The 13,839-nt window shown below is 70.0% G+C and carries 15 protein-coding genes and 1 pseudogene; 10 read left to right on the forward strand and 6 right to left on the reverse strand.

The features are described from left to right. Nucleotides 1–135 precede the first annotated feature (135 nt). Complete coding sequence (locus ABFX50_RS22855; RefSeq protein WP_346149385.1) at nucleotides 136–294, reverse strand: hypothetical protein; 159 nt, start codon at nucleotides 292–294, stop codon at nucleotides 136–138. A 97-nt stretch (nucleotides 295–391) separates the two neighbouring features. Here ABFX50_RS22855 and ABFX50_RS22860 point away from each other — a divergent pair, with 97 nt between their 5' ends. The 6 genes and pseudogenes from ABFX50_RS22860 to ABFX50_RS51360 form a co-directional block, all read left to right on the forward strand. Continuing rightward, nucleotides 392–829 carry an NUDIX domain-containing protein gene (locus ABFX50_RS22860; protein WP_346149434.1) on the forward strand — a complete coding sequence of 146 codons (438 nt, stop codon included), beginning with the start codon at nucleotides 392–394 and terminating at the stop codon, nucleotides 827–829. A 149-nt stretch (nucleotides 830–978) separates the two neighbouring features. Then, nucleotides 979–1,344, forward strand: a complete 366-nt coding sequence (locus ABFX50_RS22865; RefSeq protein WP_346149387.1) for a nuclear transport factor 2 family protein — start codon at nucleotides 979–981, stop codon at nucleotides 1,342–1,344. Nucleotides 1,345–1,505: 161 nt separating this feature from the next. Further along, nucleotides 1,506–1,979, forward strand: a complete 474-nt coding sequence (locus tag ABFX50_RS22870; RefSeq protein ID WP_346149389.1) for a GNAT family N-acetyltransferase — start codon at nucleotides 1,506–1,508, stop codon at nucleotides 1,977–1,979. Nucleotides 1,980–2,632: 653 nt separating this feature from the next. Next, the gene (locus ABFX50_RS22875) at nucleotides 2,633–3,142 is read left to right on the forward strand and encodes a hypothetical protein (RefSeq protein WP_346149391.1); all 510 of its coding nucleotides are present in this window, start codon (nucleotides 2,633–2,635) and stop codon (nucleotides 3,140–3,142) included. A 531-nt stretch (nucleotides 3,143–3,673) separates the two neighbouring features. After that, nucleotides 3,674–3,949, forward strand: a complete 276-nt coding sequence (locus ABFX50_RS22880) for a DUF6221 family protein (RefSeq protein WP_346149393.1) — start codon at nucleotides 3,674–3,676, stop codon at nucleotides 3,947–3,949. Nucleotides 3,950–4,014: 65 nt separating this feature from the next. After that, nucleotides 4,015–4,263 (forward strand): annotated as a pseudogene (locus tag ABFX50_RS51360) (DoxX family protein); the annotation flags it as partial. Nucleotides 4,264–4,977: 714 nt separating this feature from the next. Here the strand turns inward: ABFX50_RS51360 and ABFX50_RS22885 are convergent. Beyond that, the gene (locus tag ABFX50_RS22885; protein ID WP_183659757.1) at nucleotides 4,978–5,433 is read right to left on the reverse strand and encodes a MarR family winged helix-turn-helix transcriptional regulator; all 456 of its coding nucleotides are present in this window, start codon (nucleotides 5,431–5,433) and stop codon (nucleotides 4,978–4,980) included. 104 nt (nucleotides 5,434–5,537) lie between these two features. Here ABFX50_RS22885 and ABFX50_RS22890 point away from each other — a divergent pair, with 104 nt between their 5' ends. From ABFX50_RS22890 to ABFX50_RS22900, 3 genes are all read left to right on the forward strand, one after another. Beyond that, the gene (locus ABFX50_RS22890) at nucleotides 5,538–6,398 is read left to right on the forward strand and encodes an MBL fold metallo-hydrolase (protein ID WP_346149395.1); all 861 of its coding nucleotides are present in this window, start codon (nucleotides 5,538–5,540) and stop codon (nucleotides 6,396–6,398) included. Nucleotides 6,399–6,490: 92 nt separating this feature from the next. Further along, complete coding sequence (locus ABFX50_RS22895; protein ID WP_346149397.1) at nucleotides 6,491–6,985, forward strand: VOC family protein; 495 nt, start codon at nucleotides 6,491–6,493, stop codon at nucleotides 6,983–6,985. Nucleotides 6,986–7,080: 95 nt separating this feature from the next. After that, nucleotides 7,081–7,689 carry a hypothetical protein gene (locus ABFX50_RS22900; protein ID WP_346149399.1) on the forward strand — a complete coding sequence of 203 codons (609 nt, stop codon included), beginning with the start codon at nucleotides 7,081–7,083 and terminating at the stop codon, nucleotides 7,687–7,689. 109 nt (nucleotides 7,690–7,798) lie between these two features. Here the strand turns inward: ABFX50_RS22900 and ABFX50_RS22905 are convergent, their stop codons facing one another. After that, complete coding sequence (locus ABFX50_RS22905; protein WP_346149401.1) at nucleotides 7,799–8,944, reverse strand: pyridoxal phosphate-dependent aminotransferase; 1,146 nt, start codon at nucleotides 8,942–8,944, stop codon at nucleotides 7,799–7,801. Nucleotides 8,945–9,120: 176 nt separating this feature from the next. Further along, nucleotides 9,121–12,654 (reverse strand): protein kinase domain-containing protein, encoded by a 3,534-nt coding sequence (locus ABFX50_RS22910; protein ID WP_346149403.1) that lies wholly within the window; start codon nucleotides 12,652–12,654, stop codon nucleotides 9,121–9,123. Nucleotides 12,655–12,994: 340 nt separating this feature from the next. Here ABFX50_RS22910 and ABFX50_RS22915 point away from each other — a divergent pair, with 340 nt between their 5' ends. Then, nucleotides 12,995–13,117 carry a hypothetical protein gene (locus tag ABFX50_RS22915; RefSeq protein ID WP_346149405.1) on the forward strand — a complete coding sequence of 41 codons (123 nt, stop codon included), beginning with the start codon at nucleotides 12,995–12,997 and terminating at the stop codon, nucleotides 13,115–13,117. 167 nt (nucleotides 13,118–13,284) lie between these two features. Here the strand turns inward: ABFX50_RS22915 and ABFX50_RS22920 are convergent, their stop codons facing one another. After that, complete coding sequence (locus ABFX50_RS22920) at nucleotides 13,285–13,602, reverse strand: hypothetical protein (RefSeq protein WP_346149407.1); 318 nt, start codon at nucleotides 13,600–13,602, stop codon at nucleotides 13,285–13,287. Nucleotides 13,603–13,680: 78 nt separating this feature from the next. Next, nucleotides 13,681–13,833, reverse strand: coding sequence for a hypothetical protein (locus ABFX50_RS22925; RefSeq protein ID WP_346149409.1), 153 nt, complete (start codon nucleotides 13,831–13,833; stop codon nucleotides 13,681–13,683). Nucleotides 13,834–13,839 lie beyond the last annotated feature (6 nt).

Here is a 13,839-nt window from a genome sequence, read left to right on the forward strand (position 1 = left end):
TAGCAGCTCCTACCGTTCCTTCCTGTACCGATGTTCCTCGAAGGCCTCCTCACTCACACCTCGGCGTCCTACTCATCCCCCTCTGCGCCCTCGCCGAGCAATCGAGGCGCCGTCCCCAGGGCGATCGCCCCGGCTCTACCGGCGCTGCGGAGCGCGGCAGGCCAGTCGGCGGCTGTGCCAGGCCAAGCGCGCAAGTGATCGCGGCCCGAGCGCGGCGACCTCCTGCAGGATGTGCACGATGCCGGGCCAGCCGTCGTCGAGGGGCAGCCACTCCTTCTGCAGGTACCGGGCCATCCGTGCACGCGCGTGCCGAGCCCTCCGGCTGCGAGACCAATCGGGCCTGCCTGATCGCGGTCTTCGGCGGAACCGGGTGGGATACCGTGCGCGCGTGATGACAGTGAGAGTGACCGGCATCGTTGTCGAAGACGAGCAGATCCTCCTGCTTGACCAGGACACCGACACCGGCCGCTCCTGGTCGCTACCTGGCGGGAAGGTCGAGCTGGGGGAAAGCCTCACCGACGCCCTCACCCGCGAGATGCGTGAAGAGACCGGCGTCGAAGTGACTGTCGACCGGCTGCTGTACGTGTGCGACCATCTGCCCGGCGGCGGCGCGCACGTCATCCACATGACGTTCGAGGCCACCCGCACCGGCGGCACCGTGGGCGCCGTCGCCGAGGGGGCCGACACCACCCCGATCCGCAGCGTGAAGTTCGTGCCACTCGCCGACCTGCCCTCGCTGGGCTTCAGCGCCCGTTTCGTCGAGCTTGCCCAGGCCGGATGGCCCGACGCCGGCTCCTACATGGGTGCCAAGGGCAACATCGGCCTGTGACGCCGCTGCCGGCGCCGCGGTGAGGCGGCCGCCGGAGACGTGCAGCGGCAGGCTCCGCTCCTGCAGGCCGCTCATCCACTCCCGCAGCAGCGCGACTCCAGGCTGGATATTCGCTGTACCCAACTGGTGCGCGTTCGTAGGATCCGTGCATGACGGACGAGGATGAGCTGGCAGTACAGGCGGCTATCGAGGGCGAACTGCGGCTCCTCGACCCTGAAGTGCGTGCTTCTCCAGCCCTTGTTCGGGAGCTTCTGGATCCGGAGTTCACAGAGATCGGAGCGTCTGGACGCTGGTGGGACGTGGAGTCGATCCTCACGATGATGAGTGCAGAAAGCGCGGCTCCTGAGTCACCGGTGAAGGTGAGCGACATGTCCGGGATCGTGCTGGCGCAGGGGATTGTTCACCTGACCTACTTCTCCGACCGTCAGGGGCGCCGTGCATGGCGCAGCTCTTTGTGGCGACTGACGGAGACGGGCTGGCGCGTGTACTTCCATCAGGGCACTTTGGCTGGGTGAGTGCCCGTGTCCCAGTACGACAGCCAGGCTTTGTGATCTACATCGGGATCTGGTTGTGGCGGAGCCAGAGTGGCCAGAGCCCGTGGACCGCTGTTCGTCTTCATTCGCACTGTTCGAGGAGCTCAGCAGTCTGTTCCGTAACCAGCCTCTAGGGTTCTCACATGTCTGAAACCCTCCGCCTTGCACCTATTACGCCCGCCAACATCGAGATGGCTCTCGCCGTGAAAGTCCGCCCCGACCAAGAGCGCTTCGTCTCGCCAGTGGCGAAGTCGCTGGCGGAGGCTTACGTGCATCCCGAGGTGGCCTGGCCACGCCTCATCCTCGACGGCGACCATCCCGTCGGCTTCCTCATGGCCTTCCTCGACATCGACTGGAACGGCAAGGGGATCGACTTCCGATCCGGCTTGTGGCGGCTCAATGTGACCCCCGAAGCGCAGGGACGTGGGGTCGGTCGCTTCGCCGTCGAATCAGTGGCCGCAGAAGTCAGGCGGCGCGGTGGCACGCGGATGTATGTCACGTGGGAGCCAGGGGAGGATGGGCCTGCCGGGTTCTACCGGAAGCTCGGATTCCAGCTCACCGGGGAAGAGAGCGGAGGCCAGACGGTCGGGGTGCTGGATCTGGCGAATCCCTCGTAACGGCGAGCGGCGCGCGAGGACACTGCAGACCGCCTCGCATGGAACGCGGCTGGCGCCCGCAGCCAGCCCGGGGAACCGGGCGCTCGGGAGAGTACGCGGAACTCCCGGGTGATGTCGCGCCTGTACGTCGAGGCCGCCCCGGAGAGGCAGAGCTCGGGTTCGGCCGCTGTGCGGGCGGTGTTGCAGACCGGCGCGCTGGGTTTGCCTCGGGGTTCGGCCCGTAGCCGGGGATGACCGAGGCGTCGATCCGGTCCGGCGACAGCGGGTCGGTCGGTCTCCCCGTCGCCCACGCCCCTGTCCAGGTCGGTGAACAGGCCGCGCAACCGTGCCCGGTCGTGGATCATCAGCAGGACCCTGCGCAGCTCCACCTTGGCCAGGTCCGGCTCGTCCAGGCGTGGCCGCAGCACCAGGTGCTCGTTCGGCTCGATGAGCGTGGTGCGCGGGTCCGGTTCTCCGCGTGCCAGCGCCACTCCCGCCACGCTCCACACATGACAACGTGTGCCATCGTGTCGTGCTCTCTCAGCCTCGGCCTCCGGGTTCGGAGGGTCGCTCGGCAGGGAGACAAGACGGCCGCCTCAGACGTAACCGATGTAGGCCACCTCTGCGGTGGAATCTGCCAACAAGCTCGGGTCAGGGGTATATGGTCTGCGATCATGAAAAAGCAGACCAGGCGCATCGGCCGTACGGCACTGGCGGCGGCGCTCGCCGGAGGGCTCGTGCTGGCAGCCTCCCCTCCTTCCCTGGCGGAGCAGAAGCTGACATTAGGCCCGACGGGGTACGGCACCCTCAAACTCGGCATGACCGCCGCCAAGGCGAGAGCGACCGGAAAGATCGTCCGCAAGTCCATCGGCGCCCCTGCCTCCTGCACGACGTGGGACCTCAAAGAGCAGCGCTACGGCAATGACCGGGCCGGGGTCTTCATCTCGAAGAAGCGCGGACTAGCCGTGATCGTGGCGCCCGGCCGCGTCCGGACACCTCAGGGCATCGGCAGGAACTCCAGCAGCGCGCAACTGAAGGCCGCCTACCCCGACGTCAAGAACGGTCCGCTCGGGTTCACCGCCAAGGTGCCGGGCAACCCCAAGGCGTCCTACGTTTTCAACGTCACGAAGAACGGGGTTCTCGCCGTCATCCTCGTGTCGAACAGTCAGGACTGCCTCCAGTAGTTGCGGTGACCGTGAACGATCGCCGGATCGGGTGATCCTGTGACGAGGCGAGCGGGACCGCTCGCCACGGATGCGGGTCGCCCGCGGGGGACCCGCCGTGTTCCTCCACACCGACGTCGGCGACGGCCTGGGAGCGGGCGCCGGTCCCAGGGGCGTGCGGGTAGGGCCTGCCGAGGACCGGTAGCCGGAGTCTCACTAGTTCAGGGCGCGTCGATCACGGGCTCCCAGGGGGGCCTGATCTTCCCGGGCGAGTCGGCGGCTCAGAACGACGCTCGGTGGTGTGTGCGGTCTCGCGATATGCGCACCTGTTCCCGCCATCGAAGGATGCCTCCGCGTCCACATAAGGGCCGCTTCGCGCGTTGATCGGACCGCTCGACGCGGGGCGCCGCGCGGCCGGGCACGAGGCCGCCTTGTCGGAGAGTCGGCGATGCTGGACTCCATCTCGGGCCAGGCCTGCGAAAGTGGCTCTGGAGCGCGCGCGTTCCCGCAGGCTGGGAGCGCGGCGACAGACCGACGCGCGGGGGAGCATGGATGGATGAGCTGATCGCGTTCCTGAGGGAGAGGCTCGACGAGGACGAGCGGGCCGCGCAAGCCGGGCGCCCCGCACCCCGCGGCCCCGCCCGCGAGCTGCGCGAGGTGGAGGCCAAGCGGCGCATCCTCGACGAGCTGGAGAGTTTCGTCGCCGATGCCGAGTACCTTCCCCAGGACGAGCGCAACGCCGACACGGCGACGGCCTTCGGGATCGTTCGCCTGCTCGCCATGCCTTACGACGATCACGACGACTTCCGCGAAGAGTGGAAGCCATGACCCGCCGGTGATGTCGTGACGAGGAGGACGGCTCCGACGTCTGGGTGACGGCACCGAGCAGGAAGATGGCCGCTCTCACCGTCACCGGCCGAAGGACCGACCACGTGGTCCGGGCGCTGCAGATCCTCGTGGCACTTGCGTTCCTGATGGCCGCGGGCACCACGTTCGCGGCGCAGGCCGACGCCGTGAGGTCGTTCGACGAGATCGGGTTCGGCCGCTGGTTCATGTACGTCATCGCCTGCGTCGAGCTCGCCGGGGCGATCGGGATCCTGATCCCGCGACTGGCGGGTCCGGCGGCGCTCGGCCTGACGGCCCTGCTGACGGGCGGTCGTGACCCAGCTCGTCGTGTTCGACCCGGTGACGGCGCTGATCCCGCTGGCCCACCTCGTGCCGGTGGCGATCGTGGCCTGGGCCAGGCGCGCCTGCTCCGGCAGCGTCACGACGGCGTGACCACTCTCCGCGAAGTCTCCGGGGCCGCCGAGACACGTTTCGACGGAGAGCTTCGACCTGCGCGGGTACCGTCATGCCGACCGGCGGCGGCAACCGGCATGCGCGGGGAGGCTTCTCTGACTCGACGTTCTGGCAGATCCCGCCGCCGGGGGGCGGGCGGGAACGCCGACCGGGCGACCTGGGGGAGGTGGGTCCGGTCTGGAGATATCGGTTCGCCAGAACGGGTAGCCATCCCCTATGCGCTTCGGGAACTGGGAGGTACGCCCGCTCGGCGGCGGGATGGGCTGCCTGACGATGATCGTCGTGTCGATCCTGCTGTCGGTGCTGCTGACGCTCGTCCTCAACCTGATCTTCTGAGCACGTCGTACGCGGCCGGGTGTCGCGGCGGAACAGGGCCGTCCAGAGGACGGGCTCGCCGAAGCTGGAGGACCCGGGGACGACTCCATCGCCGGAACGGCGAGCTCACCAAGATCGAGGACATCGTGCCATGGGTGCGGTTTCTGCTCACCGACGGGCCGACGGCCAGACCTTCTTCGTCAACGGCGGCTACACCACCCGCTGAGCGCCGACGCGCCCCGTCAGCGCTCGTCGGCGGCCGAGGCGGGGTCTGAGGCGGCGCGCAGGAGCAGGTCGCGCAGGCTGTCCTGCTCCTGCGGCGACAGCCCCGCCAAGGGCGAGCGCGCGGTCAGGAGCTCGAGCAGGCGTCCCCGCAGCTCCACCCCCTCCGCCGTGAGCACCAGATGCTTGGCCCGCCGGTCCTGCGGGTGGGCGTGCCGCTCGACCAGCCCCCGCTTCTCCAGCTTGTCGACGATGAACGTCGCGTTGGACGGCTCGCAGCTCATCCGCTCCGCGAGGTCCCTCATGGTCATCGGCCCGGTCAGCTCGCGCAGCGCGACGGCCTGAGGTCCGGTCAGGCCGAGCGCGGTGGCCCGCTGCCTGACCTGCTCCTCGATCTGCCGAGCCAGCCCGCTCACCAGCCCGCACAGGTTGCGCTCGGCGACCGCGCGCCGCTCCAGCTCACTGAGCTCGCTCATGCCTTCACCCTACCAATATGCATCTAGCTTTAATACTTGCAGCTTGAACCTTTCTAACTATAAGTTTCTGTCCGCAGAACTCGACCACCGCGATGAGGACAGCCATGACCAGCACCACCATCGACCACCGCCTGACCCGTCCGGCCGGTATCCGCACGATCCAGCTCGGCCGGCTCACGGTCAGCTACGTGCCCGACGGGCACGTGCAGCTGCCCGGCCGCTCCTGGCTGCCGACCACGACCGACGAGTTCTGGGCCGAGCATCCCGAATACCTCGACGACGCGGGCAACCTGATCGCGAGCATCGGCGGTCTGCTGGTCGAGTACGGCGAGCGGGCGATGCTGATCGACGCCGGGTTCGGCCCCCTGTCGAGCCCCGCCCAGCCCGGCAACGCGCATGGCGCCATCCAGGGCGGGGCGCTCCTCGACAACCTCGCCGCGCTCGGCCGTACCCCGCAGGAGATCGAGGCGGTGGCCGTCACCCACCTGCACCTCGACCACCTCGGCTGGCTCTGGCAGCCCACTGCCGACCGGCTTCCCTTCGCCGGCGCGCGGATCCGCATCGCCGAGGCCGAATGGGCACGCCCCGACCTCGCCATCGCGGAGGGCACCGGCCAGGAGATCCTCGACATCATGGCGCCCCAGGTCCGGACGGTCACCGACGGCGAGGAGATCTTCCCCGGCGTCCACGTGCGGATCGCCGCCGGGCACACCGTCGGACACACCACCTACGTGCTCAGCTCAGGCGGGCAGCGGCTCATCGCCTTCGGCGACGCGCTGCACTCGCCGGTACAGATCGGGCACCCCGAGCTGCACGCCGCCCCTGACCACGATGTCGCCGAGTCCACCGAGGCGCGCCGCCGCCTGATCGCCGAACTGGCCGCTCCGGACACGCTCGGCTTCGGCAACCACTTCGCCGACGTGCAGTTCGGCCGCGTGCAGGATGACGCGTGGCTGCCGGCCTGAGGCCGCGGCCGATCGGACGGCATAACCGGCAGGCCGGTCCCGTTGTGACAGGAGCTCGTCCTGCCGATCACTCACGCTGAGGAGAAGATCCCATGACCCTTTCCCAGGACGCCGAGAACGGGAAGCCGCCGGCCGTCCGCCAGCTCCGGCTGGTGGTCGAGGCGGAGGACTACGAGGCCGCCCTCGCCTTCTACCGGGACGCCCTGGGCCTGCCGGAGCAGGCCGCCTTCTCCGGTGGAGACGGCGCGCACGTGGCGATCCTCGACGCCGGGCGGGCCACGCTCGAGATCGCGAATCCCGCACAGAAGAGGATGATCGACGATGTCGAGGTGGGCCGCCAGGTGGCCCCCAAGATCCGGGTCGCGTTCGAGGTCGACGACGCGCGGGCCGCCACCGACCGGCTGCTCTCGGCCGGCGCCGAGGAGGTCGCGCCCCCCACGGTCACGCCGTGGCAGTCGCTGAACGCGAGGTTCGACGCGCCCGCCGGCCTGCACATCTCGGTGTTCCAGGAACTGCGCAGCCTCGAGGAGCGCGAGTCGCTCGACGGCTTCGGAACCGAGGAGGGCCGGCGAGAGGACTCCTCCTGACGAAAATCCGCCGCATCTGACGCGAACCTCTGGCTTCTTGATCGCATCAAAGGGGATGTCGCACACTCACTGATCAAGAAAGCGGTAATCCCCCCATGATCAAGCTGGTCCTCTCCGGTGTCGCCGGTGCCGTACTCGTCTTCGGCGCCACCGCCCCCGCCTTCGCGGCCGCTCCGCGCGAGGTCCCCAAGGGTTTTCTGAAGTACGAGCACAAGAAGGCCCAGGACAAGTACATGAGCTGGGAGGTCTCCGACAAGGCCCAGCCCCTCGCCCTGCTGACCGACTGCCCGGCGAAGCGGCCGAGTGTGCAGAAGGCCGAGGACTCCCGTACGGTCAACGCCAGCGGCGACAGCGACTACCGCTATGCCGAGCAGGTGGTCATCATGCCCAGCCCCGCGGCGGCGCAGCAGGTCATGAGGGGGTTGAGGACGGGGGCCGCGTCGTGCGCCACGAAGCGGCTGGCCGTCAAGACGGCGCCGGCCGGGAAGCTGGGTGACGAGGCCTTCACCTTCAGCGCCCAGAACGTCTCGAAGCACAGCCTCGGCGGCGCCGAGCGGGCCGTGGTGGTCAGGAAGGGCAGCGCCGTGCTCGTGTACAGCGAGTTCACGGCGTACGGCAAGATCGGCAAGCACGACTTCACGAAGCCGCTGGCCGACGCCCGGGCGATGGCCCCCCGGCTGTGCCAGGCCGCCGGGGAGTGCTGAGGCGGAGTCTTCTTCAGGTGAGAATGCGTCCACCAGATTGATCGTCTGCGGGGCCTCGGCCGCGCCGATGGATGGAGGCCAGGCGACGGGTGACCCTCGAGGGCGACCGTCAGGCGAGGGCGGCGGTGAAGCGGTCGCGGAGTTCGGTCAGCCGCTTGACCGGCTCGTTGCTGTAGACCAGCCGGACGTACCGGCCCGCCACGGCCTCGCCCCAGGCGGTCATCGGGGTGGCGGCGATACGCCCACGCGCCAGCAGCCGCGCCGACAGCTCCGGCGCGCCCAGCCCCAGAGCCTCCGCGTCCACCAGGCACGACCAGCCGCCCGCCGCCCGCACCACCGGCAGCCCGTCCAGCTCCCTGATGACGGTGTGGTGGCGGAGCTGGTACTCGGCCACCGCCTCCTCGACGCCACTCGGACCGGCGAGCGCCGCGGCGGCGCCGAGCTGCGCGAACCCGCTGGAGACCGTCGTGTTGTAGGTGACCGCCACGATGACGCGGGCCATGATGTCCGGCGGCCCGGCCACCCAGCCGATCCGCCAGCCGATCATCCGGTACTCCTTGGACATCGACCCGATCACGATGGTCCGCTCGGCCAGCCCGTCGACCCGGCATGGGTTGATGCGAGGGTGCCCGTCGAAGACTATGCGCTCCATGGCCGCGTCGTAGATCAGGTACGCGCCGGTCCGCTCGCAGACCTGGGCGACCGCCGCCCAGTCCTCCTGGTCGAGGACGACGCCCGACGGCATCGACGGGCTCATCAGGAGCAGCGCCGCCGCGTCGGACACCCGTAGCAGCGCGTCCCTGTCGAGCCGCCACAATCCGTCGCGGACCCGGAGGGGCACGAGGGACGGCTGCGCGCCCGCCAGCCGTACGCGCTGGAAGAGACCGGCGTACGTGGGGTCGGTGAGCACCACGCGCTCGCCCGGCTCGGTGGTGGCGAGCAGCACCGGCATGACCGCCGAGGTGCCGCCGGAGGTGACGACGATCTGCCGGACAGGGTCGAAGTCGAGGCCGGTCCGCAGGCGCAGGTCGGCGGCGATCGCCTCGCGCAGCACAGGCAGTCCGCTGAACGGCAGCCAGCTGTTGCCCTGCCCGGTGGTCAGCGCCTGGACGGTCGCCTCCACGGCGGCGGGCGGCGGCGGCACGTCGGTGTCGAGGTTCTCCATCCGCAGGACGTCGGGGTCGGATCCGGCGGCCGCGGCGACCCGGTCGATGTCGAACGACCGCACCTGGGCGAAGCGTGAGTTGTTCCGCATACGGAACACGCTTGCTCGCCGAAGACTCGGTGTCAATGACGCCTGGTCCAGATGTCGTCGGTCCGGTTCCAGGGCGACGGGTCGCCGAACGTCCAAGATCCGGCCGTCCGGGCAACCCGGCATCCGCTTCGGCGCGCAGGCCGAACAGGCCGGACTTCATGGTCGCGTCACGCCCGTCACCCGCACACCTCCACCGACGGAACGTCCGGCAGGTGGGTCGCCCACTCCTGCTCGGTGAGCGTCCGGCCGGACCGGCCGCACAGGGCGTCGGCCACGGCCGACGGCGCCACGGGGTACTCGTGCCGCGCGCCGAGCTGGTCGAAGGTGATCAGGCGGGCGCCGTCCGGAGTGAAGGCCACCCGCTGGACGGCCCCCCGATCGTCGTCCAGAACCGCGCCGACGGACTGTCCCAGCGTCAGGTCGTAGAGCAGGACCCGGCCGTCGCCGCCCACCAGGGCGGCCAGGTCCTCCGTCGGCGAGACGACGAGCGGCGCCGTGGGCGTGCCGGGCGTGCCTCTGATGACCGTCCTGGGTGAGCCGTCCTGGTTCCAGACGGTCAGGCGGCCCCGGCTGTCCGCGGTGACGAGCAGTCCGGCCCGGGTGAACGCGCCGTAGGCGAGGCTGGTGGCCAGGCCGGTGGCGCGCAGCGCCGGGCCGACGCGCTTGCCCGTCGCGGTGTCCAGCAGGCCCGGCTCCCGCCCCAGCACGGCGAGCCGAGCTCCGTCGGCGGTGAAGGCGACGTCGGTCAGGCTGTTCAGCTGGGCCGACCACAGCGCGCGTCCGGCCTTCCAATCCCAGAGCTGGAGCGTGGATTTCGTCGAGTCGTCCGATAGCCGGAGCTCCACCGCGACCTTGGTGCCCTCGGGGCTGACGCCGCGAATGAACGCCTCACCGCTGTCGCTCAGAGTGAGACGCTTGATCTCCTTCCTGGTCGCGGTGCCGTGGATCCGCAGGCGGCTGATGTTCTCGACGTCGTCGGGCGACTTGTCGTAGATCTCGAAAGTGGTCAACGCGATCAGCTTGCCGTCCGGGCTGAAGGCGGCGCCGGTGAGGGAGAATTGTCCTCTGGCTCGGCCACTTAGCAGCAGCTCTCGTTTCTTCGTACTCCGCACGTAGGCGGCGCCCGTGCTCGAGTCGGTGCTGAGCTGGTCCACGCTGAGCGTGCCGTCCGGGCTGATGGCAGCCGTGTCGGACTCGAGGTCGGCCGGTTCGGTGAGCGCCGAGAAGTCGACGGAGAAGACGCGGTCCTCGGTGAGGTAGCGCAGCGTCTTCCCATCCGGGTCGAACCGCGGTTGCGGCGACATCACCGTGGCCGCCCATCGGTAGGGGCCGGGCGGGGAGCTGACGGTGAGCGTGGTGAGGAGCATGCCGTCACCCCAGAGCTGGATCTGGTCGTCTGTCGCCGAAGCGAGCAGCTTCTCGTCGTGGCTGAAGACCAGGCTCCCCTGATTCCACGGGTCCGGGCCGATGCCGATCCACTCGGCGACCGCGAACCCTGTCGAGTCCTTCAGGTCGGCCCTGCCGAGCCGCCGTCCCGGCAGCGCTTCGAGCAACCATCCGTCCTTGGTGACGGCCAGCGGGTCGGGGCAGGAGTCACACGAGCCCTGTGCCGGCCTGGTGCCGGTGAGTTTCAGGCTGGGCAACGCGAATCTGCCGATTCTCTTGGTGTTGCGGTACTGCATGTAGACCGCCGAACCGTCCGGGGTCATCGCGCCGTTCCAGTAGCCGGGGAGCCGCGCGGTGCGTCCTGTCTCGAGGTCCCAGAGGGTGAAGGCCTCCCGTTCCAGCAGCACATAGCGATCGACCGTGCCGAAGCTGATAGCGGCCTGGTCGGCCTGCTCGCCACCGATGGGGCTGCCGAATCGCCAAACGCGTCTGACCTTGCCCGTCTTCACCTCCCAGGCGTGCACGCCCCTGCTGGTCAGGAGCACGAGCACCGCGCCGGACGGGCTCAGCGCCATGTCGATCGGCGTGCCCTTGACGTCCAGCTTCAGCCTCCCGACCTGGCGGCGGCCGACCACGTCCCACAGGCGCGCCTCGTTGTCGCTGACGCTGACCAGGGTCCTGCTGTCGGCGCTGAGCGTGCGGATCGTGCCGGGTTCGGCCACCGGATCCTGGAACACGCCGATCTCGCGTTTGGCGAGGGAGTCGTTCATGGCCTTGCGGGTCTGTGCGGTCGGGTGGAGCCGCCAGGCCGCGACGCTCAGCAGCCCGCCGAGTCCGGGATCGGTGGCGCGGATCGTCCCCGCGGCCGCCGCGATCCTGGCCGCCTCCGCGGCCCTGAACCGCTCGTCGGCCACCTTGCCCTGCCAGACCGCCACCCCTGTGGCGGCCAGCGAGACCACCAGCAGGACGGCCAGGCTCATCGACAGCAGCCTGGTCCTGCGCGCCCTGCGGCGGCCCAGCGCGGCCCCCGCGTCGAGGAAGTCGCGCTCGAACCCGGCCAGCGTGATGTCCCTGCGGCCGGTGGCCGCCCACTGCAGCGCGTTCTCCAGCGAGTGCCCCGCGAACAGGTCGCCGTCCCGCCGTCCGCGCTCGTCCCACCGCCGAGCCGCCGCCAGGATGTCCCGGTGGGCGGCCAGACCGTCCCTGTTCGTCTCGATCCAGCGGCGGAACCTGGGCCAGGCGTGCGGCAGCGCGGGCCTGGCCAGCCGTACCTCGTCGCCGCTGATCTCCAGGAGGTAGCCGAACACCCGCAGCACGCCCTGCGCCTCGGCGAACTCGCTCAGACGCGCCCGCCTGATGGACAGCTCGCCGTCCTCGTCCACCGTCACCAGCCGCAGGAACACCTGCGCGGCCAGCTCGCGGTCGGCCGGGCCGAGCATGCCGTAGGCCTCCTCCGCGAGCGGGCCGAGGCCGGGGTCGTGGGCGTCCGTCGTGAGATGGGAGGCCCTGCCGCCTTCGGCGAGCAGCCTGGCGGTGTCGAGCTGGCCGTCGCCGCTGATCAGGGCGAGCAGCAGGGCGCGGGCCGTGGGCCGCAGCAGCGGGTCCTTGCGCAGCGCGGCGTGGACCAGCGGGCGGAGCGACTCGGGCAGGCAGGTGAGGTCCGGCTCGACCGACATGACCTGGTGCATGACGGCACCGAGCGTCTCGGCCTTGAACGGATCCCTGCCCGTCGCGGCGAAGAGCATGATCCCGCCCCACGCGAACACGTCGGCGGGCGCCCCCGCCCGCTCGCCCGCGAACACCTCCGGCGCCATGTAGGTGGGCGTCCCTGAGATCAGTCCTGTCGCGGTCAGCGACATCTCCAGTGTGCGCGCCAGCCCGAAGTCGATCACCCTCGGACCGTCGGGGCCGAGCAGCACGTTGTCGGGCTTCATGTCCCTGTGGATCACGCCCGCGTCGTGGATGGCTGTCAGCGCGGTGGCGATGCCGGTCGCGAGCCTGTGCAGGTCTCCCGGGGTGAAGACCCTGCCCCCTCGTACCGCGCCGCCCAGGCTGGGCCCTTCTACGTACTCGCTGACCAGGTACGGCCTGGGCCCGGTGAGGTCGGCCTCGATCACGGCCGCCGTGCAGAAGGAGGAGACCCGCTGCGCCGCGGTGGCCTCGCGCTGGAGCAGGCCCACGTCGACGCCGTGCAGCATCTTGATCGCCACGCGGCGTCCGGCCTGGTCGTACGCCTCGTAGACCACGCCCTGGCCGCCCGCGCCCAGCCGCCCGGCGAGCCAGTAGTCCCCGATGCGCAGCGGATCTCCAGCAACTAGTGTCACGGGATCTTGGATGTGCCGCGTCGCCACAAAGTTCGCGGATCACCTCGGATACGTACCTCCGCCGCCCTCCCGGAGTGGCCCAGGCGACCGCGCCGATCAGCAGCGCGGCGGGGAGCACCCACCACCACATCGCGCGTGGCGATCGCAGCTCGGGCGGACGGGCGGGCGGCTTGGGGGAGCGGGGAGAGGGCCCATGACCCATTCCATCTCGCCGTACCGCTGTTGCCGAGGCGAATGCCCAAGGTCGTGATCAGAGCGCTTGCGGCGCCGCGGTAACGCCTCTACTTTGGGGCTCATCGCGCCGACCCGAGTGGCGGGCCACCAGGGAGGAACACCCACCTTGACCGTCGACCGTCACCGGCCCGGCTACCTTTTCCGCCGCGTCGGCAGGGCACTTCTCGGGTTCGGCGTCGCCCTGGTCGTCGCCGCCGTCGTGGTGGCGCTGTGGTGGCTGACGCGCTGACAGGCGACGCCCAGGCCCCGCCGTCCAGCAGAAGACCCTCCGGCAGATGACCCTCCGGCAGATGACCCTTCAGTCGGAGGCCAGAAGGGCCTCCTGCGGGAGACGTTCCGGCAGGAGGCCCTTCGACAGGAGGATCTTCGTCAGGAGAGCGGAGCGGCGGCGTCAGGTCAGCAGAGGTTCGCGCCGTCGAACGAGCGGACGCCGCGGGGCACCTGCGTGCTGATGCTCTGCCCTGGCCGTACGGTGCGGCAGGGCCCGTCGGTGCCTCGCGCCCATACGATCTTGAGGTTCAGCGTGTGGGGACAGTCGTTCCTGGCGTAACCGGTCTTGGTGATGCGGCCGGTGTGCTCCCAGACGGTGACGCAGGACGGGGCGTTGCCCGCGGGAATCGCCGCAGTGGAGGCGACGGCCTGGCCAGGGAGGGCGAGCAGGCTCGATGCGAGGACGAGACCTGCGGCCGTGAGAGTCCCGAGAGCGGTGCGCATGATGGGGTGGGTCCTTTCGCTGGGAGATCGACCCTCCGATTAGTAATCGCATGACTACGCGGAGTCAAGCGAAACACTTCAGGAAGGCCCCCGGCGGCGCAGCTCCTCGTAGGCCACGAGGGCCCGACAGCGCGCCGTCTCCTGCCTGGGCTCGCGGGGCGCCGGTGCCGGAGCCTGCTTGTCGGGGGTGGTCTGCTCGCGCGTCACGCTCTGTGGCGTGTCGTCGTCCATGGGGTG

The sequence above is a fragment of the Nonomuraea recticatena genome, assembly GCF_039533245.1.
Taxonomy (GTDB): Bacteria; Actinomycetota; Actinomycetes; order Streptosporangiales; family Streptosporangiaceae; genus Nonomuraea; species Nonomuraea roseola.

What these genes read in the sequence shown, in the direction of transcription:
- ABFX50_RS22855 (WP_346149385.1), bottom strand. Translation starts at nt 294, where the DNA reads ATGGCCCGGTACCTGCAGAAGGAGTGGCTGCCCCTCGACGACGGCTGG.
- ABFX50_RS22860 (WP_346149434.1), top strand. Translation starts at nt 392, where the DNA reads ATGACAGTGAGAGTGACCGGCATCGTTGTCGAAGACGAGCAGATCCTC.
- ABFX50_RS22865 (WP_346149387.1), top strand. Translation starts at nt 979, where the DNA reads ATGACGGACGAGGATGAGCTGGCAGTACAGGCGGCTATCGAGGGCGAA.
- ABFX50_RS22870 (WP_346149389.1), top strand. Translation starts at nt 1,506, where the DNA reads ATGTCTGAAACCCTCCGCCTTGCACCTATTACGCCCGCCAACATCGAG.
- ABFX50_RS22875 (WP_346149391.1), top strand. Translation starts at nt 2,633, where the DNA reads ATGAAAAAGCAGACCAGGCGCATCGGCCGTACGGCACTGGCGGCGGCG.
- ABFX50_RS22880 (WP_346149393.1), top strand. Translation starts at nt 3,674, where the DNA reads ATGGATGAGCTGATCGCGTTCCTGAGGGAGAGGCTCGACGAGGACGAG.
- ABFX50_RS22885 (WP_183659757.1), bottom strand. Translation starts at nt 5,433, where the DNA reads ATGAGCGAGCTCAGTGAGCTGGAGCGGCGCGCGGTCGCCGAGCGCAAC.
- ABFX50_RS22890 (WP_346149395.1), top strand. Translation starts at nt 5,538, where the DNA reads ATGACCAGCACCACCATCGACCACCGCCTGACCCGTCCGGCCGGTATC.
- ABFX50_RS22895 (WP_346149397.1), top strand. Translation starts at nt 6,491, where the DNA reads ATGACCCTTTCCCAGGACGCCGAGAACGGGAAGCCGCCGGCCGTCCGC.
- ABFX50_RS22900 (WP_346149399.1), top strand. Translation starts at nt 7,081, where the DNA reads ATGATCAAGCTGGTCCTCTCCGGTGTCGCCGGTGCCGTACTCGTCTTC.
- ABFX50_RS22905 (WP_346149401.1), bottom strand. Translation starts at nt 8,944, where the DNA reads ATGCGGAACAACTCACGCTTCGCCCAGGTGCGGTCGTTCGACATCGAC.
- ABFX50_RS22920 (WP_346149407.1), bottom strand. Translation starts at nt 13,602, where the DNA reads ATGCGCACCGCTCTCGGGACTCTCACGGCCGCAGGTCTCGTCCTCGCA.
- ABFX50_RS22925 (WP_346149409.1), bottom strand. Translation starts at nt 13,833, where the DNA reads ATGGACGACGACACGCCACAGAGCGTGACGCGCGAGCAGACCACCCCC.